Source organism: Pseudomonas sp. K8 (assembly GCF_014889455.1).
Taxonomy (GTDB): Bacteria; Pseudomonadota; Gammaproteobacteria; order Pseudomonadales; family Pseudomonadaceae; genus Aquipseudomonas; species Aquipseudomonas veronii.
The window spans coordinates 41,692-59,732 of sequence record NZ_VJWO01000014.1 but is presented as its reverse complement, the minus strand read 5'-3'; the positions used below and the strand labels follow the sequence as shown (position 1 = coordinate 59,732).

Genomic DNA, 18,041 nt, shown 5'->3' with positions numbered 1-18,041 from the left:
CGATGGCATCACCTCGGTCTCAATGATTGACCGTATACGCCAGCATCATCGACAACTGACACATCGGCCGCCCGCTCTCGGCATGCCACTGGTTGAACGCCCCTTGCACCGTCGCCAAGTCGCGCAGGCTGGTGGGGGCCTTGTCGACGATCTTCTGCGCGTGCAGGGCCGCGACCACGTCATCGCTCGGCACGAACGTATCCTTGCCCACCATGCGCAGAAAGCGCGGCGCCGACAGCCCGCCCAACTGATGACCGTGCTTGCTCAGGTATTTCCACAAGCCGACGATATCGGTCACCGGCCAGTCGGCGATAAACGCGCCGAAACTACCCTTCTCCTGGGCGATATCCAGGATCATCTGCGCGTTGCGTGGCACGCTCTTGAGCTTGCCCAGGTGGCGGATGATGCGCGTATCCTGCATCAAGCGCTCCAGGTGCTCGGCGCCCATCAGCACGACTTTTTCCGGATCGAAGCCAAAGAACACCTGCTCGAATGCAGGCCATTTGGCATCCACCACGCTGTGCTTGAGCCCGGCGCGGAAAACCCGCAGCGCCAGTGTCGACAGGTAGCGATCATCACTGATCTGGCGTAATTGCGCCGGCGTCTTGGGGACAGGCAGACGGGCTTCCAGTTCGGCCGCCGAACCGAAGCGGTTCAGACAATATTCGTGCAGCCACTTGTAATCGCGCATGCCCTCTCCTGGGGATTGAAATGAAAACGGCGCCTGTGAGCGCCGTCGTTCAGAGCGTTGAGAAACGTCAGAGGTTCACCACGTTGACGAAGCGCGAAGCGGCGTTCTCGTCGATACGCAGGCTGGTGAAGTCGAACAGGTTACGGTCGGCCAACTGCGACGGGATCACGTTCTGCAAGCTGCGGAAGATACTCTCGGTACGCCCTGGGGTCTTGCGTTCCCAGTCCTGGAGCATCTCCTTGACCACCTGGCGCTGCAGGTTTTCCTGGGAGCCGCACAGGTTGCACGGGATGATCGGGAATTGCTTGAAGTCGGAGTAGGCCTGGATGTCCTTCTCGTTGCAATACGCCAGCGGGCGAATCACCACGTTGCGTCCATCATCGGCGCGCAGCTTGGGCGGCATGGCCTTGAGGGAGCCGTTGAAGAACATGTTGAGGAAGAATGTCTCGACGATATCGTCGCGGTGATGCCCCAGGGCCATCTTGGTCGCACCGATCTCATCGGCAAACGTGTAGAGCGTGCCACGGCGCAGGCGCGAACACAGCGAGCAGGTGGTCTTGCCCTCCGGGATCAGCTCCTTGACCACCGAATAAGTGTCTTTTTCGACGATGTGGTACTCGATGCCCAGTGTCTTGAGGTAGGCCGGCAGCACGTCTTCGGGGAAGCCCGGTTGTTTCTGGTCCATGTTGACGGCAACGATCTCGAACTTGATCGGCGCAACCTTTTGCAGGTGCAGCAGCACGTCGAGCATGGTGTAGCTGTCTTTGCCGCCGGAGAGGCAGACCATGACCTTGTCGCCGTCCTCGATCATGTTGAAATCGGCGACCGCTTCACCGGCCAGGCGACGCAGGCGTTTTTGCAGTTTGTTCTGGTTGACCGTAAGAGTGCCCATGGCGCTTGGATCCGCTAGAGGTGTGTGACGAAAAGCGCGGTATTTTACCGGTAAGGTTGACCAAGTTCCAATGTGGGAGGGAGCAAACCTCCTCCCCCACTTGAGTGCATTGCCAACGACAGACCGCGCCGCGATTAAGCCCACTGTTTACAGCGCAATTTGCTCTAAAGCCCTACGGTTTTTCCGGTCATCACTTCCTATACTGCGACTTGAGGTCGCACATAACTATCCAGACCTTTCAGGCCATCTGGCCCGTGGGCGCTCCGATGGGGGGCGATGGTAATAACGACAGGAGTGACTGGCATGATCCATCACGTCGTGGGGCTTTTTACCCATCCCGACCAGGAATGGCGGGAAATTCGTGGCGATAAAGAAGAAAGCGTCGGCCACATGTACCTCACTCACACCTTGATTCTCGCGGCGATCCCCGCCGTATCAGCTTTTATCGGCACCACCCAGGTCGGCTGGGTCATCGGCAGTCGCTCCCCGGTCATGCTGACCCAGGAAAGCGCCTTGTGGATGACCGTCATGTCGTACCTGGCGATGCTAGGCGGCGTAGCGGTCATGGGCGCCTTCATTCACTGGATGGCGCGCACCTACGACTCCAGCCCCAGCATGGCGCGTTGTGTCGCCTTTGCCACCTACACCGCGACACCGTTGTTCATCGGCGGGCTGGCGGCGCTCTACCCGCACATGTGGCTGGGGATGGTCGTCGGCACGGCGGCGATCTGTTACACGGTGTACCTGCTGTATGTGGGGTTGCCGACGTTCATGAGCATCGATCCGGACGAAGGCTTTCTGTTTTCCAGCTCGGTGCTGGCCGTGGGCCTGGTCGTGCTGGTGGCAATCATGGCGTTCACCGTGATCGTCTGGGGCCTGGGCGTTGGCCCGATCTATACCAACTAAGCGGTTTCACCCAGCAGGCAAGGCCACCGCAAGGTGGCTTTGTGCGTCATGCATGACCATTCGGCGCCTGACCGATTCGGAAACACCCGCCTTTGCGGCATACTGGCCACCTCTGGAGAGATGTACAGCATGCCCGAGCAACTCAATACCCGCGTCGAAGATTGTTTCCTGCTAGCCGAATCCTTTTTCAAACGAAGCTTCAAACGCCCCCAGGTCAGCCTCAAGTTGCGGGGCCAGAAAGCCGGTGTCGCGCATTTGCACGAAAACCTGCTGCGCTTCAACCCACAGTTGTACCGAGAAAACAGCCAACACTTCCTGAAACAGACCGTGGCCCATGAAGTAGCGCACCTGATCGCCCACCAATTGTTTGGCGAGCGCATCCAGCCCCATGGCGAGGAATGGCAACTGATCATGCGCGGCGTGTATGAACTGCCGCCAGACCGTTGCCACACCTATGAGATCAAGCGCCGCCAGGTGACCCGCTATATCTACCGCTGCCCATGTGCCGACAGCGACTTCCCGTTTTCGTCACAGCGCCATGGGCTGGTGAGGCAGGGGCGGCGTTATCTGTGCAGGCGCTGTCGGCAGACGTTGGTGTTTACCGGGGAAACTCGCGTTGAGTGAAATATGCGGTGTGTGTGGGGGCCTCATCGGGGGCAAGCCCCCTCCCACAATTAGATCTGTGAATAGGGTCAGAATGTGGGAGGGGGCTTGCCCCCGATGAGGCCCGCCCAGTCACTACACAATCACCTTGGCAGCACGCAACGCGCTGATGCGCTGTGAGCTCAAGCCCAACTCCATCAGCACTTCATCACTGTGCGCGCCCACCGCGGCCCCGATATGCCGGGGGGCTGGCAACCCTTCGGAGAACTTCAGCGGGCAAGCCATCTGCGCCTGGGTCGAGCCGTCGGGCCGCGGCACCTGGGTGACCAGTTCCCGCGCCTTCAACTGCGGATGCTCCACGGCTTCGCTCAGGCTCAGCACCGGTTCGACGCACGCATCGACCCCGGCAAACAACTCGCACAACTCCTCGAAGCTGCGCTTCTCGAACTCAACCTGCAGCGCCTGCTTGAGCGCCTTTTGCTGCTCAGGCTCGGGCGACAAGCCTTGTGCCGCCAGTTCCGGTCGCCCCAACGCGGCGCACAATTGCTGCATGAATGCCGGCTCCAGACTGCCAACCGACATCCAGCGCCCATCGCGGGAACGGTAATAATCGTAGAAACTGCCGCCATTGAGCACATGGGTCTCCCACCCCGGCTCCACGCCACAGGCCAGGTAGCCAGCGCCGGCCATGGCATTCAAACTGAACGAGCAGTCGGTCATACTCACATCCAGGTATTGGCCGACGCCGCTCTGTTGCCGCGCAATCACCGCCGCGAGCAGGCCCACCACCGCGTGCAGCGAGCCACCGGCGACATCCGCCAATTGCACGCCCAACGGCAGCGGCCCGCTGTCCCGCCGCCCGGTATGGCTGGCCACTCCGGCCAACGCCAGGTAGTTGATGTCGTGCCCGGCGCGGTCCTTGTAGGGGCCGGTCTGACCGTACCCAGTGATCGACACGTAAATCAGCCGCGGGTTGATCGCCTTCAACGCCGCATACCCCAGGCCCAGGCGCTCCATCACCCCGGGGCGAAACTGTTCGAGCACGATGTCGTAGCCCTTGACCAACTCGCGCACAATCTCCAGCGCCTCGGCCTGCTTCAGATCCAGGGCGAGGCTGCGCTTATTGCGATTGAGGTAAGCATGGCTGGCCGAGGTGCCCTGATCATGGGGCGGCAGCACGCGCAGCAGGTCCATGCGCGTGGGCGATTCGATGCGCAGCACCTCGGCGCCCATGTCCGCCAGCATCAGCGACGCAAATGGGCCGGGCAGCAAGGTGGAAAAATCCAGTACTTTGAGGGACGCCAAGGGACCTGACATGGAGACTCCGTTTCCGATTCGACTGGCGACAGCGTAGTCAGCCTTCAGCGCCGACGGCAATCGTCAGAACGATCATCGGCAGTGACCGTTTTGATCACGGCGGGCTTTTTCCCGGCGGCGGCCTTATCATTGGCCTACGTTTGCTTGCAGGGGGTTCCATGAAATTTGCGATAGCACTGTTTTCCGCCGCCCATGCGCCCTCCTCGCGTCGCGCCTTGCTGTTCGCCCAGGCGGCGCTGGCCGGCGGGCACGAGATTGTGCGCCTGTTTTTTTATCAGGACGGCGTCTACAGTGCCTCCAACACCATCGTTGCGCCACAGGATGAGCAAGACATCGCTCGCCAATGGCGTGAGTTTGTCAGCGTGCATCAGTTGGACGCCGTGGTGTGCATCGCCGCCGCTCTGCGCCGTGGCGTGCTCGACAGCGAAGAAGCCGCGCGTTACCAACGCAGCGCGGTGAACCTGGAGGCGCCATGGGAGCTGTCGGGCCTTGGGCAATTGCACGACGCGACCCAGGCCGCCGACCGCCTGATCTGTTTTGGAGGGCCGTGACATGTCCAAATCCTTGCTGGTGATCAGCCGCCAGGCACCGTGGTCCGGGCCGAGCGCGCGGGAAGCCCTGGATATCGTATTGGCCGGCGGCGCGTTCGATCTGCCCATCGGCCTGTTGTTCCTGGATGACGGCGTGTTCCAACTGGCGCCGCACCAGGACGCCAAAGCCGTGCAGCAAAAAGACCTCGGCGCCAACCTGCAGGCACTGGGGCTGTTCGGTATCGATGAGGTGTTTGCCTGCGGCCACAGCCTGGCTGCGCGCGGGCTGACGCACCCGGTCAATGCACAGCCGCTGAACGACGAACAGATTTCCCAGTTGATTGACCGTTACGACCAGGTGATAACCCTCTGATGTCGACTTTACATGTGGTGTCCCACTCCCCGTTTACCGATAGCCGCCTCGACAGCTGCCTGCGCGTCTGTGGCAGCGACGATGCGATCCTGCTCTGTGGCGACGGCGCCTACGGGCTGCGTCACCCGGCGCTGCTGACCAAAGGCGTGAAGGTCTTTGTGCTGGCCGAAGACAGCCTGGCGCGCAACCTGCCGCTGCCCGACTGGGCCGACTGCGTGGATTACCCAGGTTTCGTGCAACTGTCGATCGACTACGACAAGGTCAACACCTGGCTATGAACACCCTGACCGTGGGCGCGCGCACCCTCGAACTGGACAAGGACGGCTACCTCGTCGACCTGAACGAGTGGTCGGCCGACGTGGCCAACGCCCTCGCCGCCGCCGAAGCCCTCGAGCTGACCCCGGCGCATTGGGAAATCCTCGAGCTGCTGCGCCAGTTTTATCAAGAGTTCCAGCTGTCCCCCGCCACACGCCCGCTGATCAAGTACACCGCCTTGAAGCTGGGCGCGGACAAGGGCAACAGCCTGTACCTCAACAAACTGTTCAACGGCACTCCCGCCAAACTCGCCGCCAAGCTGGCCGGCCTGCCCAGACCGACGAATTGCTTATGACCGACTTTGCTCCGCTGACCCTCGAAACCCCTGCCGAGCACCCGTTTGCGCCGTTCGTGCGTATCCTGGGCAAAGGCAAGCGCGGTGCGCGCAACCTGACCCGCGAAGAAGCCCGCGAAGCCATGGGCATGCTGCTTGACGAAAAAGTCGAAGACACCCAACTCGGCGCCTTCCTCATGCTGCTGCGCCACAAAGAGGAAAGCCCGGAAGAACTCGCCGGTTTCACCGAAGCGGTGCGCGAGCGCCTGCACGCCCCGGCGCTGAAGGTGGATATCGACTGGCCGACCTATGCCGGCAAAAAGCGCCACCTGCCGTGGTTCCTGCTGGCCGCCAAGTGCCTGGCGCAGAACGGTGTACGCATCCTCATGCATGGCGGCGGCGCCCACACGGCCGGCCGGCTGTACACCGAGCAATTGCTGGAAGGTCTACAGATCCCGCTGTGCCGCAATTGGCAGCAGGTCGAGACAGCCTTCGAGCACGGCAACCTGGCATTCATCCCGCTGGGCGACTGGGCCCCGCAACTGCAACGCATGATCGACCTGCGCAACACCCTGGGCCTGCGCTCGCCGATCCACTCCCTGGCACGCCTGCTCAACCCGCTGAATGCACGCTGCGGCCTGCAAAGCATCTTCCATCCCGGCTACCAGGGCGTACACCGCGATGCCAGCGGCCTGCTCGGCGACACGGTGATTGTGGTCAAGGGCGATGGCGGCGAAATCGAGATCAACCCCGACACGATCAGCCACCTCTACGGCAGCACCGGTGGCGAAAGCTGGGACGAAGAATGGCCCGCCCTCGCCGCCCAGCGCCATGTCAAACCGGCCAGCCTGGAGCCCGAGCAGTTGAAAGCGCTGTGGCGCGGCGAGGTCGAGGACAGCTACCCGCAACTCGCCTTGATCGCCACCATGGCCCTCGCCTTGCGCGGCCTCGGGCATCCGCGGGAGCAAGCGTTCGAATTGGCCCAGCAATACTGGGACGCGCGGGATAAATCGATTTAATCGATCATTCCCCCGCAATCTTTGCGCTTTTAGTTCGAACTCATCCCTTTAGACTGGACTCCAACGCTTATTAGCCAAGGAGCCAGTCATGGGTTTGCTGATTGAAGGACGCTGGCACGACCAGTGGTACGAAAGTAGCGCGGATGGCGCGTTCCAGCGGGAACAGGCACAACGCCGCCACTGGGTGACCGCTGACGGCCAGCCCGGCCCCAGCGGCGAAGGTGGCTTCAAGGCCGAAGCCGGTCGTTACCACCTGTATGTGTCGCTCGCCTGCCCGTGGGCCCATCGCACGCTGATCCTGCGCAAACTCAAGGGGCTGGAAGGTCTGATCGACGTGTCCGTGGTCAGCTGGCTGATGCTGGAAAACGGCTGGACCTTCGACAAGGCCCGCGGCTCCAGCGGCGACTCGCTGGATGGCTTCGCGTTCATGCACCAGCGCTACACCGCCGACACGGCCGATTACACCGGGCGCGTCACGGTGCCGGTGCTGTGGGACAAACAACTCAAGCGCATCGTCAGCAATGAATCAGCGGAGATCATCCGCATGTTCAACAGCGCGTTCAACGGGCTGACCGGCAACACCCTGGACTTCTACCCCGAGGCTCTGCGCCCGCGCATCGATGCGCTGAACGAGCGCATCTACCCCGCCGTGAACAACGGCGTGTACCGCGCAGGCTTCGCCACCTCGCAGCAGGCCTATGAGCGTGCGTTCGATGATGTGTTTGCCGAACTGGACCACTTGGAACAGCACCTGGGCGAGCATCGCTACCTGGCCGGTGAGTACCTGACCGAGGCGGATGTTCGGCTGTTTACCACGCTGATTCGATTTGATGCGGTGTATTACAGCCACTTCAAATGCAACCTGCGGCGGATTGCGGATTATCCGAATCTGTCGAATTGGTTGCGGGAAATCTATCAATGGCCGGGAGTGGCCGAGACGGTGGACTTTGCGCACATCAAGGGGCATTACTATGCCAGCCACCGAACCATCAATCCGACGGGGATTGTGCCCAAGGGGCCGTTGCAGGTGTTTGATGCCGAGCATGATCGCGGGCGGTTGAGCGGTAAGGGCGTCTGGCGCTGATCCAGAGGCTGGGTTGGATCTAATGGCCTCATCGGGGGCAAGCCCCCTCCCACATTGGAATGCATTCCAAAATGTGGGAGGGGGCTTGCCCCCGATGCATTCAGGCTCAGACCTGGGCCTGGGCGCCTTCAAACCATTTGAGCTTCTCGCGCAGCACCACCACTTCACCGACGATCACCAGCGTCGGCGCATGCACTTCATGCTCCGCCACCAGGCGCGGCAGGTCGGCCAGGGTGCCGGTGAACACGCGCTGGTTGGACGTGGTGCCCTGCTGGATCAACGCCGCTGGCGTGTCCGCCGAACGTCCATGCTTGATCAACTGTTCGCAGATGATCGGCAAACCGATCAAGCCCATGTAGAACACCAGGGTCTGCGACGGGCCCACCAGATCACCCCAAGGCAGGTCCGAGGTGCCGTTCTTCAGGTGACCGGTGATAAAGCGCACCGATTGCGCATAGTCACGGTGGGTCAGCGGAATCCCGGCATACGCCGCGCAGCCGCTGGCCGCCGTGATCCCCGGCACCACCTGGAACGGAATGCCATGGGCCGCCAGTTCTTCGATCTCTTCGCCGCCACGGCCGAAGATGAACGGATCGCCGCCCTTGAGGCGCAGCACGCGCTTGCCTTGCTTGGCCAGGTCGACCAATTGCTGGTTGATCTGGTCCTGGGGCACGGCGTGATCGGCGCGACGCTTGCCCACGTAGACGCGCTCGGCATCACGACGGCACAGCTCAAGAATCGCTGGGGCCACCAGACGGTCGTAGAGCACCACATCGGCTTGCTGCATCAAACGCAAGGCGCGGAAGGTCAACAGGTCCGGATCGCCGGGGCCGGCGCCCACCAGGTAGACTTCGCCCGGCGCATAAGGCGGCGCACCGTTGACCTTTTCGATCAGCAAACGCTCGGCTTCATCGCCCTGCCCTGCCAGTTGCCGGTCGGCAATCGGGCCCTGGAAGACTTCTTCCCAGAACGCGCGGCGCTGCTGCACGTCCGGGTATAAACGCTTGACCTGGGCCCGAAAGCGCGCCGCCAGCCCGGCCAACTGGCCATACGTGGACGGAATCCAGGTTTCCAGCTTGGCCCGGATCAAGCGCGCCAACACCGGCGCATCGCCGCCGCTGGACACCGCGATCACCAGGGGCGAACGGTCGACAATCGCCGGGAAGATCACGCTGCACAGGGCTGGCGCATCCACCACGTTGACCGGTACGCAACGGCGCTTGGCATCACTGGACACTTGCGCGTTCAGTGGTTCGTCATCCGTTGCGGCGATGATCAGGGTGCAACCGTCAAGGTCGGCCTCCTGATAACCGCGCACGATCAGTTCCCCGCCACTGCCCAGCACCAGCTCACGCAACTGGTCTTCGATCTGGGGAGCAACCACCCGCAGCAGCGCACCGGCGTCGGCCAGCAGTCGGGACTTGCGCAAGGCAATCTCCCCGCCACCGACGACCAACACACGACTGCCGCGCAGGTTATGAAACAGCGGCAGAAATTCCATTTAGCCGATGACCTCGATGCCCGCCATGTACGGCTTGAGCACGTCCGGCACACGGATCGAACCGTCGGCCTGCTGGTAGTTTTCGAGCACGGCCACCAGGGTACGGCCTACGGCCAGGCCCGAACCGTTGAGGGTATGCACCAGTTCCGGCTTGCCGGTTTCCGGGTTGCGGAAACGCGCCTGCATGCGACGGGCCTGGAAATCACCGCAGTTGGAGCACGACGAGATCTCGCGGTATTTATCCTGGCTCGGCACCCACACTTCGAGGTCGTAGGTCTTCACAGCGCTGAAACCCATGTCGCCGGTACACAGCGCCAGCACGCGGTACGGCAGCTCCAACAGTTGCAGCACGCGTTCGGCGTTGGCGGTCAGGCCTTCGAGGGCTTCCATGGAGGTCGACGGCTCGACAACCTGCACCATCTCGACTTTGTCGAACTGGTGCTGGCGGATCATGCCGCGAGTGTCGCGCCCCGATGCACCGGCTTCACTGCGAAAGCACGGCGTGTGGGCGACGAGCTTGAGCGGCAGGTGCTTGGCGTCGAGGATCTCGCCGGCGACGATGTTGGTCAGCGACACTTCGGCGGTCGGGATCAGGTACAGGTCGGCTTCGCCATCGCGGCTGATCTTGAACAGGTCTTCCTCGAACTTCGGCAACTGGCCGGTGCCCTGCAGGGCCGGCGCCTGAACCAGATACGGGGTGTAGGCCTCTTCGTAGCCGTGCTCGCCGGTGTGCAGGTTGATCATGAACTGCGCCAGGGCGCGATGCAGGCGGGCAATCGGGCCGCGCAGCAAGGCAAAGCGCGCACCGGACAGCTTGGCGGCGGTTTCGAAATCCAGGCCGCCGTTCAGTTCGCCCAGGGCGACGTGGTCCTTGATCGCGAAATCAAAGGCCTTTGGCGTGCCCCAGCGGCGCACTTCGACGTTGCCGTCTTCGTCCGCACCGACCGGCACCGACTCGTGCGGCAGGTTCGGAATGCCCAGCAGGATCGAATCCAGCTCGCCCTGGATCTTGTCCAGTTCGAGTTTGCCGTCGGACAGCTCGGTGCCCATGCGCTCGACATCCGCCATCAACGGCGCGATGTCTTCACCGCGCTGCTTGGCTTGCCCGATGGACTTGGAACGCGCATTACGCTCAGCCTGCAGTGCTTCGGTGCGGGTCTGGACGGTCTTGCGCTGTTCTTCCAGCGCTTCGATGCGCGCAACATCCAAGGCAAAGCCACGGGATGCCAGGCGGTCCGCTACGTCCTGAAGGTTGCTACGTAACAGTTTGGAATCGAGCATGTCGGTCTCTCGTTTATCAAAGTTTGGTCAAGGACAGGCCGGCCCAGGTGGCGAGCAGCCCGCCGAACACGCTGATGCCCAGGTACCCGAAGGCAACCAGGGCCTGCCCGCTTTCCAGCAGGCGCACCGTATCCAGTGAAAAGGATGAAAAGGTCGTCAGACCGCCTACAAAGCCGACAATCAAGCCGGCACGAATTTCAATCGGCACTTCCGGGCGCAACAGGAACCAACCGTACAACAGCCCGATGATCAGGCAGCCCACCAGGTTGACCGCCAGGGTCGCCGTATAAAAATGCCTCGGCCAGTTGGCGTTAACCCAATTACCAGTGGCGAAACGCAATAATGTACCAGCGATGCCAGCAACGGACACGGCAAGAATCGTCTTGAGCACTACTTTCTCCGCTGTTTGGGGCTGAGACGGTCGAGTTGAGCGAGGTGATTGAGCTTTTCACCGATCTTCAGCTCCAGGCCACGGGGCACTGGCTGGTAGAACGGCTGCGGCTCGAGCGCGTCGGGGAAGTAATCTTCGCCGGCGGCATAGGCGTCCGGTTCATCGTGGGCGTAGCGGTATTCATCGCCGTAACCCAGTTGTTTCATCAATTTGGTCGGCGCATTGCGCAGGTGCAGCGGCACTTCAAGGGAGCCATGTTCGGCCGCGGCGCGCAGTGCCGATTTGAAGCCCATGTACACCGCGTTGCTTTTCGGCGCGCAGGCCAGGTAGGTAATGGCCTGGGCCACCGCCAGCTCGCCTTCGGGGCTGCCCAGGCGTTCCTGCACTTCCCACGCCGCAAGGCACAGGCTCAAGGCGCGGGGGTCGGCGTTGCCGATGTCTTCGCTGGCCATACGCACCACGCGGCGCGCGAGGTAGAGCGGGTCGCAGCCACCGTCGATCATGCGCGCGAACCAGTACAACGCGCCGTCGGGGTTGGAGCCGCGCACCGATTTGTGCAGCGCCGAAATCTGATCGTAGAACGCTTCACCCCCCTTGTCGAAACGCCGGCGCGTGTCGCCGAGCAGACTTTGCAGGAGTTCGACGCCAATCTCGCTGCCGTCCTCGGCCAGGTCGGAGGCGTTCTCCAGCAGGTTCAGAAAGCGCCGCCCATCGCCGTCGGCGGCGCTGAACAGGATCTTGAAGCCTTCTTCGCTGAGGCTCAACTGCCGCTTGCCCAAGCCCTTGTCTTCGCTCAAGGCGCGCTGCAGCAGCTTTTGCATCGCCGCTTCATCCAGGCTCTTGAGCACATACACCCGCGCCCGCGAGAGCAAGGCGTTGTTCAATTCGAAGGACGGGTTCTCGGTGGTCGCACCGATAAAAATCAGCGTGCCGTCTTCGACATACGGCAAGAACGCGTCCTGCTGCGACTTATTGAAGCGATGCACTTCGTCGACGAACAAGATGGTGCGCTTGCCGTATTGCCCGGCCTGCTGCTTGGCCACTTCCACGGCCTGGCGGATCTCTTTGACCCCAGCCAGCACCGCCGAGACCGTTTCGAAGTGGGCATCCGAGACTTTCGCCAACAGCCGCGCCAGCGTGGTTTTACCCACCCCCGGCGGCCCCCAGAAAATCATCGAGTGCAGCGCACCCTGCTCCAGGGCTTCGCGCAAAGGCTTGCCGCGAGCGAGCAGGTGTTCCTGACCGACGTACTCATCCAGGTTGGTCGAACGCAAGCGTGCGGCCAGGGGTTGAGCGATCGGGTCACTTCGAAACAGGTCCATGGGCAGCGTTTGAAACCTCTAGGCAGGTTATTCCTGGATCACGTCGGCACCCTTGGGGATGTCGAACTTGAACGTGGACGCGGGCACCGGCACGTTGGCCTTGACCCCGGTGAACAGGATATCGGTGCGCTGGCCGACGCTGTCGATCAGGCGCATGTTATTGATCACGCCGTTACCGAACGAAAGGTGCAGGCTGTCGAACAGCGTGTCCTTGGATTTCGGCTTGAGGGTGAATTCGATCACGTTGCTGGTTTGCTTGGAGGTGATCTCGAAGCTGTCGTTGATCTTCGACACATCGCCCGACAGCAACAGCGCCGGGGTCTGGTTCAAGCGCGGATCGAGCTTTTTGATGGTCGCCTGTTCCAGATCCGGGTCCCACAGCGTGACTTTCTGGCCATCGGAAACGATGGTCTGCTCGGCCTTCCCTTCCGTGTGCCAGTAGAACAGCCCAGGGCGCTGCACGGCCATTTCACCGGCGGTTTCCTGCAACTGGGTGCCGCCGGCATCCAGGGTCAGCTGGGAGAAGCGTGCGGTCAGGGTCTTGGATTTGTCCAGCAGGTTGGTCAGGCTGGCGACGGAGGCCGGATCAGCGTGAGCCGAAACAGCAGTCAGGGCCAGTGCCGGCAACAACAGCATGCGGATAAGACGCATGGGAGTCCTCATTGAGTCGTTAGGGCGCGCCGCGTGCTGCCACGCGGCGCGTGATCAGTCGCGCATCTGCCCGGGGGCGATGACTTCGCGCGAGCCGTTGGTGTTCATTGCGGTGACGACGCCGGCATTTTCCATGGCTTCGATCATGCGGGCGGCGCGGTTGTAGCCGATTTTCAGCTTGCGCTGCACGGCGGAGATCGAGGCGCGACGGCTTTCCAACACGAAGGCCACCGCTTCGTCGTACAGCGCGTCGGTTTCGGCATCATCGTCGCCACCACTGCTGCCGCCGTCGAAGCCGCTGCCGGCTTCTTCAACACCGGCGAGGATGTCGTCGTTGTATTCCGGCGCACCGCGCAGTTTCCAGGCTTCCACCACGCGATGCACTTCATCGTCGGAAACGAACGCACCATGCACGCGAATCGGCAGGCTGGTGCCCGGCGGCATGTAGAGCATGTCACCGTGGCCCAGCAATTGTTCGGCGCCGCCCTGGTCGATGATGGTCCGCGAGTCGATCTTGCTCGACACCTGGAACGCCATGCGCGTCGGGATGTTGGCCTTGATCAGACCGGTGATCACATCCACCGACGGCCGCTGGGTCGCGAGGATCAAGTGGATACCGGCAGCACGCGCCTTCTGTGCGATACGTGCGATCAACTCTTCAACCTTCTTGCCGACGATCATCATCATGTCGGCAAATTCGTCGACCACCACGACGATGGTCGGCAACTTGGTCAGCAATGGCGCTTCGTCGTGGATGCTTTCGCGCTTGTACAGCGGGTCGGTCAGCGGCGTGCCGGCGTCCTGGGCTTCCTTGACCTTGGCATTGAAGCCCGACAGGTTGCGCACGCCCATCTTCGCCATCAGCTTGTAGCGCCGCTCCATCTCGGCAACGCTCCAGCGCAGGGCGTTGGCGGCGTCCTTCATGTCGGTGACCACCGGGCAGAGCAAGTGCGGAATGCCTTCGTAGATCGACAATTCGAGCATCTTCGGGTCGATCATGATCAGCTTGGCGTCTTCCGGGCCGGACTTGAACAGGATCGACAGGATCATCGCGTTGACCCCCACCGACTTACCCGAACCGGTGGTACCGGCCACCAGCAGGTGAGGCATTTTCGCCAGGTCGGTGATTACCGGCTTGCCGCCGATGTCATGACCCAGGGCCAGGGTGACCGGCGATTTGAAGTTGTCGTATTCCGGGGTCGACAGCACCTCGGAGAAGCGCACGATCTGGCGGTCTTCGTTGGGAATCTCGATGCCCACGGTGGTTTTGCCGGGGATCACTTCCACCACGCGCACGCTGGTCACGGCCAGGGAGCGGGCGAGGTCTTTGGCCAGGTTGGAGATTCGGCTGACCTTGACCCCGGCCGCTGGCTGGATTTCGTAACGGGTAATCACCGGGCCGGGGTGGATCGAGTCCACCGAGACTTCGACGCCGAATTCCTTGAGTTTGATTTCCAGCAGATGGCCGACGGCCGCCAGGGACTCCGGGGAATAGTTGAGTTGTTTCTTCTCGGCCGGGTCGAGAATCGAGATCGGCGGCAGCGTGCCTTCGACCGCGCTGTCGACAAACAACGGCGCCTGTTTTTCTTTCTGCACGCGATGGCTCGGCTCGGGAGCCTTGGGCGGTGCCGGGGCAATCACCGGTGGCACCTGTTTCTCGCGCTCCGACATGTGCTTGCTCAGGGCTTGTTCGCGTTCGATCAGGCGTTCCTTGACCTTGGCCTGTTCACGCCGGTCCGGCGTGCTCGGGGCCACGACCTCGTTGACGCGGGTGTCCACCTCGCGCAATTGGGCCACCATGCGCTTGCGCTCCACCCGGGCCGCCCACCAGCGGTTGGCGGCGCCCTGGAACAGTTCCAGCAGGTCGAGGGTGATTTTGCCGGTCACGTCCATCACCTTGAACCACGACAGGTCGGTGAACACGGTGAGGCCGAACAGGAACAGCGCGATAAACATCAGGGTGCTGCCCTGGATATTCAGGGTCTTGCGGGCCAGGTCGCCGAGGCTCTCACCCAGCGCGCCGCCAGCGCCCGCCGGCAGGCCGGTCGGCGCATGGAAATGGATATGCGCCAGCGCCGCGCCGGACAGCACCAGGAACACCAGGCCGATCAGGCGCCAGGAAAACAGCCAGCCACTCCACTGCCACGGCTCATGACGCTGGCGGAAGATCTGCCAGGTCTTGATCGCCAGCAGCAACGGGAAGATGTACGCGAAATAACCCAGCACCATGAACAGGATATCGGCGCTGTAGGAACCGGCAGGCCCACCGAAGTTCTGCACGTCATCGATCTTGCTGTTGTGGCTCCAGCCCGGATCGTCCTTGCCATAGGTGAGCAAGGCCATCATCAGGAACAGGCACAGCGCGCCGATGGCGATCAGCGCACCTTCCTTGAGCCGATAATGCAGGTGCTGACGCCAGGCCGGCACGACTGTTTTTTGTGTCGCGGTGGATTTCTTCAAAACGGGTCTTTTCCTGCGCCTTTAGCGCGTCCATCTGTTGAATGACTGCACACTGCCGCCCAATCCGAGCAGCCGAAAAATAAACGAACGCCGTTAAATCTACCTTTAACACCGAGCGATTGACGAGTGAAACGGCGATAACGCCAGAATGCCCGCATTGTACGGGTTTGTGTCCGCGATGCCACGCCCTTGCCCCTTGCGCGGCAGCCTGGACAATTCACGGGTCACACACTGTTCAATTTGAGCATGCATTGTCTTTGCTGACAAAGGCTTATGCGCTGTTTTTAGCAATCCAGGCAAGCTTGGCAATTGGCCTGCATGGGGCAGCCCCGAATACGACCACGTCTCAGAGAGAGAGTTGCAGAAACACCCGCTCATGCTAATCCACAGCAATGCCCGATTCGGGCTGGCCCCCTGACGCCGTGTCGACAATAATCAACCTCCTGGGCAGGCCCGACGCCTGCCACTCCCCTCCCCTCCCCTTCCGTAAGCCTGGATGCCATGCTGACCTGGTTACAACGCGACACCCTGACCTTCCCGCCGCTGGCCAAAGCCATGCGCGAACCCAATGGCCTGCTCGCCGCCGGTGGCGACCTGTCGGCCGAGCGACTGATCCAGGCCTATCGCCACGGCTGCTTTCCGTGGTTCTCGCAAGGCCAGCCGATTCTCTGGTGGTCACCGGACCCTCGCACGGTGATTTTCCCCGACGAACTGCACGTATCCCGCAGCCTGGGCAAATTATTGCGCCAGCAGCGCTATCGCGTGACCTTCGACCAGGACTTCGCTGCGGTCATCCAAGCCTGCGCCGCGCCTCGCGCCTATGCAGATGGCACCTGGATCACCGAAGGCATCCAGAGCGCCTACCAGGAGCTGCACGCACGGGGTTACGCGCACTCGGTCGAGGTCTGGGACAACGGCGAACTGGTGGGCGGCCTGTATGGGCTGGCGATGGGCCGGCTGTTTTTTGGCGAATCCATGTTCAGCCGCGCCGATAACGCCTCGAAGTTCGGTTTTGCCACACTGACCCGGCAGCTGCAGGCATGGGGTTTTGTGCTGATCGACTGCCAGATGCCCAACGATCACCTGCACAGCCTGGGCGCCCGCGCCATACCGCGCAGCGAGTTCGCCGGCTTCCTGCGCGACTATCTGGACCAACCCAACGCTGGACCGTGGGTTTCCTAGGCGACTTCCTCGCACCTGGCTTACACTTATTTCAAAGCTTATCCGAGGGTTGATCATGACCGAGCTGGCGCGCTTGAAGTTTTATGCCACTCAAGCCCACTCTTGCAGCTATCTGCCCGACGAACAGGCCACTACGCTGTTCCTCGACCCCAGCCAGCCGATGGACGTGCATGTGTATGCCGACCTTTCGGAAATGGGCTTTCGGCGCAGCGGCGATCACCTGTACCGACCGCACTGCCAAAACTGCAATGCCTGCGTGCCGGCACGTATTCCCGTGGCGCAGTTTGTGCCGGACCGCAACCAGAAGCGCATCCTCAAGCGCAACGCCGACCTGACGGTCACGGCGGCCAACCCCAGGTTCAGCGAAGAATACTTCGATCTTTACCAGCGCTACATCGAACAACGCCACGCCGACGGCGACATGTTCCCACCCAGTCGCGACCAGTTTTCCACCTTCCTGGTGCGTGAACTGCCTTTCTCACGCTTCTACGAATTCCGACTCGACGGGCGCCTGCTGGCCGTCGCCGTGACCGATTTGCTGCCCAACGGCCTGTCGGCGGTGTACACCTTCTATGAACCCGACGAAGAGCGGCGCAGCCTGGGACGTTTCGCGATCCTCTGGCAAATCAGCGAAGCCCGGCGCCTGGAACTGGAGGCGGTGTACCTTGGATACTGGATCAAAAACTGCAAAAAGATGAACTACAAGACCCAATATCGGCCGATTGAACTGCTGATTAATCAAAGATGGGTCACGCTTAACTAGAACCTCTTGGCTTAAACACCCTTTTTCGGGCACAATGCACGCCGCTTTTGCCTGGCGCAGTTGCACCGGGCCATTCACTGGATACCGAGGGCTTTACTGCATGTCGAAAGAAGACAGCTTCGAAATGGAAGGCACTGTCGTCGACACCCTGCCCAACACCATGTTTCGTGTGGAGTTGGAAAATGGGCACGTCGTAACCGCGCATATCTCCGGCAAGATGCGCAAGAACTACATTCGTATTCTTACCGGTGACAAAGTGCGCGTCGAGCTGACGCCCTATGACTTGAGCAAAGGGCGCATCACTTACCGCGCCCGCTAATCAAGTCAATACAAGACGCCCGGTTATGCCGGGCGTTTTTGTGTGTATAGCATTTACCTGACACCCGAAACCCAATGCGGGAGGGGGCTTGTTCCCTCCCACATTGGATCGCCATTGTTCTGGCAATTACATTTCAAGACAGCAAAAAGGCGCCTTTCGGCGCCTTT

Annotated in this window: 20 protein-coding genes; 11 read left to right on the top strand and 9 right to left on the bottom strand. The window is 61.6% G+C overall.

Annotation, left to right across the window (positions count from 1 at the left end; all coding sequences use genetic code 11):
• Positions 1-19 precede the first annotated feature (19 nt).
• Positions 20-691 (bottom strand): DNA-3-methyladenine glycosylase I, encoded by a 672-nt coding sequence (locus INT12_RS12695; protein WP_017848027.1) that lies wholly within the window; start codon positions 689-691, stop codon positions 20-22.
• Between the two features lie 67 nt (positions 692-758).
• Positions 759-1,583: a tRNA 2-thiocytidine(32) synthetase TtcA gene (gene ttcA, locus INT12_RS12690; protein ID WP_017848028.1), complete on the bottom strand. Its 825-nt coding sequence runs from the start codon at positions 1,581-1,583 to the stop codon at positions 759-761.
• 303 nt (positions 1,584-1,886) lie between these two features.
• On the opposite strand from ttcA, the gene INT12_RS12685 reads away from it, so the two are divergent.
• A complete protein-coding gene (locus INT12_RS12685; RefSeq protein WP_102617232.1) occupies positions 1,887-2,489 on the top strand; it encodes a Yip1 family protein in 603 nt (200 codons plus the stop codon).
• 129 nt (positions 2,490-2,618) lie between these two features.
• Complete coding sequence (locus INT12_RS12680) at positions 2,619-3,113, top strand: SprT family zinc-dependent metalloprotease (RefSeq protein WP_026140162.1); 495 nt, start codon at positions 2,619-2,621, stop codon at positions 3,111-3,113.
• A 114-nt stretch (positions 3,114-3,227) separates the two neighbouring features.
• Here INT12_RS12680 and INT12_RS12675 read toward each other — a convergent pair whose 3' ends face one another.
• The gene (locus tag INT12_RS12675; protein WP_057004417.1) at positions 3,228-4,409 is read right to left on the bottom strand and encodes a CaiB/BaiF CoA transferase family protein; all 1,182 of its coding nucleotides are present in this window, start codon (positions 4,407-4,409) and stop codon (positions 3,228-3,230) included.
• A 158-nt stretch (positions 4,410-4,567) separates the two neighbouring features.
• Between INT12_RS12675 and tusD the strand changes: the two genes are divergently transcribed.
• The 6 genes from tusD to INT12_RS12645 all read left to right on the top strand — a co-directional run bounded on the left by tusD (position 4,568) and on the right by INT12_RS12645 (position 8,004).
• Complete coding sequence (gene tusD, locus INT12_RS12670) at positions 4,568-4,960, top strand: sulfurtransferase complex subunit TusD (protein ID WP_017848032.1); 393 nt, start codon at positions 4,568-4,570, stop codon at positions 4,958-4,960.
• A gap of 1 nt (position 4,961) precedes the next feature.
• Positions 4,962-5,312: a sulfurtransferase complex subunit TusC gene (gene tusC / locus INT12_RS12665; protein WP_017848033.1), complete on the top strand. Its 351-nt coding sequence runs from the start codon at positions 4,962-4,964 to the stop codon at positions 5,310-5,312.
• Positions 5,312-5,590: a sulfurtransferase complex subunit TusB gene (gene tusB / locus INT12_RS12660; RefSeq protein ID WP_017848034.1), complete on the top strand. Its 279-nt coding sequence runs from the start codon at positions 5,312-5,314 to the stop codon at positions 5,588-5,590. The genes tusC and tusB overlap by 1 nt, the downstream gene beginning before the upstream one ends.
• Positions 5,587-5,922, top strand: a complete 336-nt coding sequence (locus INT12_RS12655; RefSeq protein WP_193039426.1) for a TusE/DsrC/DsvC family sulfur relay protein — start codon at positions 5,587-5,589, stop codon at positions 5,920-5,922. The genes tusB and INT12_RS12655 overlap by 4 nt, the downstream gene beginning before the upstream one ends.
• Positions 5,919-6,920, top strand: coding sequence for a glycosyl transferase family protein (locus INT12_RS12650; protein WP_046382915.1), 1,002 nt, complete (start codon positions 5,919-5,921; stop codon positions 6,918-6,920). Before INT12_RS12655 ends, INT12_RS12650 begins: the two co-directional genes overlap by 4 nt.
• A gap of 88 nt (positions 6,921-7,008) precedes the next feature.
• Positions 7,009-8,004, top strand: coding sequence for a glutathione S-transferase family protein (locus tag INT12_RS12645; RefSeq protein ID WP_193039425.1), 996 nt, complete (start codon positions 7,009-7,011; stop codon positions 8,002-8,004).
• 106 nt (positions 8,005-8,110) lie between these two features.
• Here INT12_RS12645 and cysG read toward each other — a convergent pair whose 3' ends face one another.
• Genes cysG through ftsK form a run of 6 tightly spaced genes read right to left on the bottom strand, consistent with a single transcriptional unit; the run spans position 8,111 to position 15,610 of the window.
• The gene (gene cysG / locus INT12_RS12640; RefSeq protein WP_017848038.1) at positions 8,111-9,505 is read right to left on the bottom strand and encodes a siroheme synthase CysG; all 1,395 of its coding nucleotides are present in this window, start codon (positions 9,503-9,505) and stop codon (positions 8,111-8,113) included.
• Complete coding sequence (gene serS / locus INT12_RS12635) at positions 9,506-10,786, bottom strand: serine--tRNA ligase (RefSeq protein ID WP_017848039.1); 1,281 nt, start codon at positions 10,784-10,786, stop codon at positions 9,506-9,508.
• 16 nt (positions 10,787-10,802) lie between these two features.
• Positions 10,803-11,177 carry a fluoride efflux transporter CrcB gene (crcB, locus tag INT12_RS12630; protein ID WP_017848040.1) on the bottom strand — a complete coding sequence of 125 codons (375 nt, stop codon included), beginning with the start codon at positions 11,175-11,177 and terminating at the stop codon, positions 10,803-10,805.
• Positions 11,177-12,499: a replication-associated recombination protein A gene (locus INT12_RS12625; protein WP_057004422.1), complete on the bottom strand. Its 1,323-nt coding sequence runs from the start codon at positions 12,497-12,499 to the stop codon at positions 11,177-11,179. Before INT12_RS12625 ends, crcB begins: the two co-directional genes overlap by 1 nt.
• Before the next feature lie 27 nt (positions 12,500-12,526).
• Positions 12,527-13,150 (bottom strand): outer membrane lipoprotein chaperone LolA, encoded by a 624-nt coding sequence (gene lolA, locus INT12_RS12620; protein ID WP_017848042.1) that lies wholly within the window; start codon positions 13,148-13,150, stop codon positions 12,527-12,529.
• A 54-nt stretch (positions 13,151-13,204) separates the two neighbouring features.
• Positions 13,205-15,610, bottom strand: a complete 2,406-nt coding sequence (gene ftsK / locus INT12_RS12615) for a DNA translocase FtsK (protein WP_017848043.1) — start codon at positions 15,608-15,610, stop codon at positions 13,205-13,207.
• Positions 15,611-16,111: 501 nt separating this feature from the next.
• Here ftsK and aat point away from each other — a divergent pair.
• From aat to infA, 3 genes are all read left to right on the top strand, one after another.
• Positions 16,112-16,792, top strand: a complete 681-nt coding sequence (gene aat, locus INT12_RS12610) for a leucyl/phenylalanyl-tRNA--protein transferase (protein WP_017848044.1) — start codon at positions 16,112-16,114, stop codon at positions 16,790-16,792.
• Positions 16,793-16,847: 55 nt separating this feature from the next.
• Positions 16,848-17,555, top strand: coding sequence for an arginyltransferase (locus INT12_RS12605; protein ID WP_017848045.1), 708 nt, complete (start codon positions 16,848-16,850; stop codon positions 17,553-17,555).
• A 100-nt stretch (positions 17,556-17,655) separates the two neighbouring features.
• Positions 17,656-17,874, top strand: a complete 219-nt coding sequence (infA, locus tag INT12_RS12600) for a translation initiation factor IF-1 (protein WP_002553999.1) — start codon at positions 17,656-17,658, stop codon at positions 17,872-17,874.
• Positions 17,875-18,041: the final 167 nt, after the last annotated feature.

Bases quoted from the DNA above. Each gene is read 5' to 3' on its own strand.
- INT12_RS12695 (WP_017848027.1), bottom strand. From the start codon at position 691: ATGCGCGATTACAAGTGGCTGCACGAATATTGTCTGAACCGCTTCGGT.
- ttcA (WP_017848028.1), bottom strand. From the start codon at position 1,583: ATGGGCACTCTTACGGTCAACCAGAACAAACTGCAAAAACGCCTGCGT.
- INT12_RS12685 (WP_102617232.1), top strand. From the start codon at position 1,887: ATGATCCATCACGTCGTGGGGCTTTTTACCCATCCCGACCAGGAATGG.
- INT12_RS12680 (WP_026140162.1), top strand. From the start codon at position 2,619: ATGCCCGAGCAACTCAATACCCGCGTCGAAGATTGTTTCCTGCTAGCC.
- INT12_RS12675 (WP_057004417.1), bottom strand. From the start codon at position 4,409: ATGTCAGGTCCCTTGGCGTCCCTCAAAGTACTGGATTTTTCCACCTTG.
- tusD (WP_017848032.1), top strand. From the start codon at position 4,568: ATGAAATTTGCGATAGCACTGTTTTCCGCCGCCCATGCGCCCTCCTCG.
- tusC (WP_017848033.1), top strand. From the start codon at position 4,962: ATGTCCAAATCCTTGCTGGTGATCAGCCGCCAGGCACCGTGGTCCGGG.
- tusB (WP_017848034.1), top strand. From the start codon at position 5,312: ATGTCGACTTTACATGTGGTGTCCCACTCCCCGTTTACCGATAGCCGC.
- INT12_RS12655 (WP_193039426.1), top strand. From the start codon at position 5,587: ATGAACACCCTGACCGTGGGCGCGCGCACCCTCGAACTGGACAAGGAC.
- INT12_RS12650 (WP_046382915.1), top strand. From the start codon at position 5,919: ATGACCGACTTTGCTCCGCTGACCCTCGAAACCCCTGCCGAGCACCCG.
- INT12_RS12645 (WP_193039425.1), top strand. From the start codon at position 7,009: ATGGGTTTGCTGATTGAAGGACGCTGGCACGACCAGTGGTACGAAAGT.
- cysG (WP_017848038.1), bottom strand. From the start codon at position 9,505: ATGGAATTTCTGCCGCTGTTTCATAACCTGCGCGGCAGTCGTGTGTTG.
- serS (WP_017848039.1), bottom strand. From the start codon at position 10,786: ATGCTCGATTCCAAACTGTTACGTAGCAACCTTCAGGACGTAGCGGAC.
- INT12_RS12625 (WP_057004422.1), bottom strand. From the start codon at position 12,499: ATGGACCTGTTTCGAAGTGACCCGATCGCTCAACCCCTGGCCGCACGC.
- lolA (WP_017848042.1), bottom strand. From the start codon at position 13,150: ATGCGTCTTATCCGCATGCTGTTGTTGCCGGCACTGGCCCTGACTGCT.
- aat (WP_017848044.1), top strand. From the start codon at position 16,112: ATGCTGACCTGGTTACAACGCGACACCCTGACCTTCCCGCCGCTGGCC.
- INT12_RS12605 (WP_017848045.1), top strand. From the start codon at position 16,848: ATGACCGAGCTGGCGCGCTTGAAGTTTTATGCCACTCAAGCCCACTCT.
- infA (WP_002553999.1), top strand. From the start codon at position 17,656: ATGTCGAAAGAAGACAGCTTCGAAATGGAAGGCACTGTCGTCGACACC.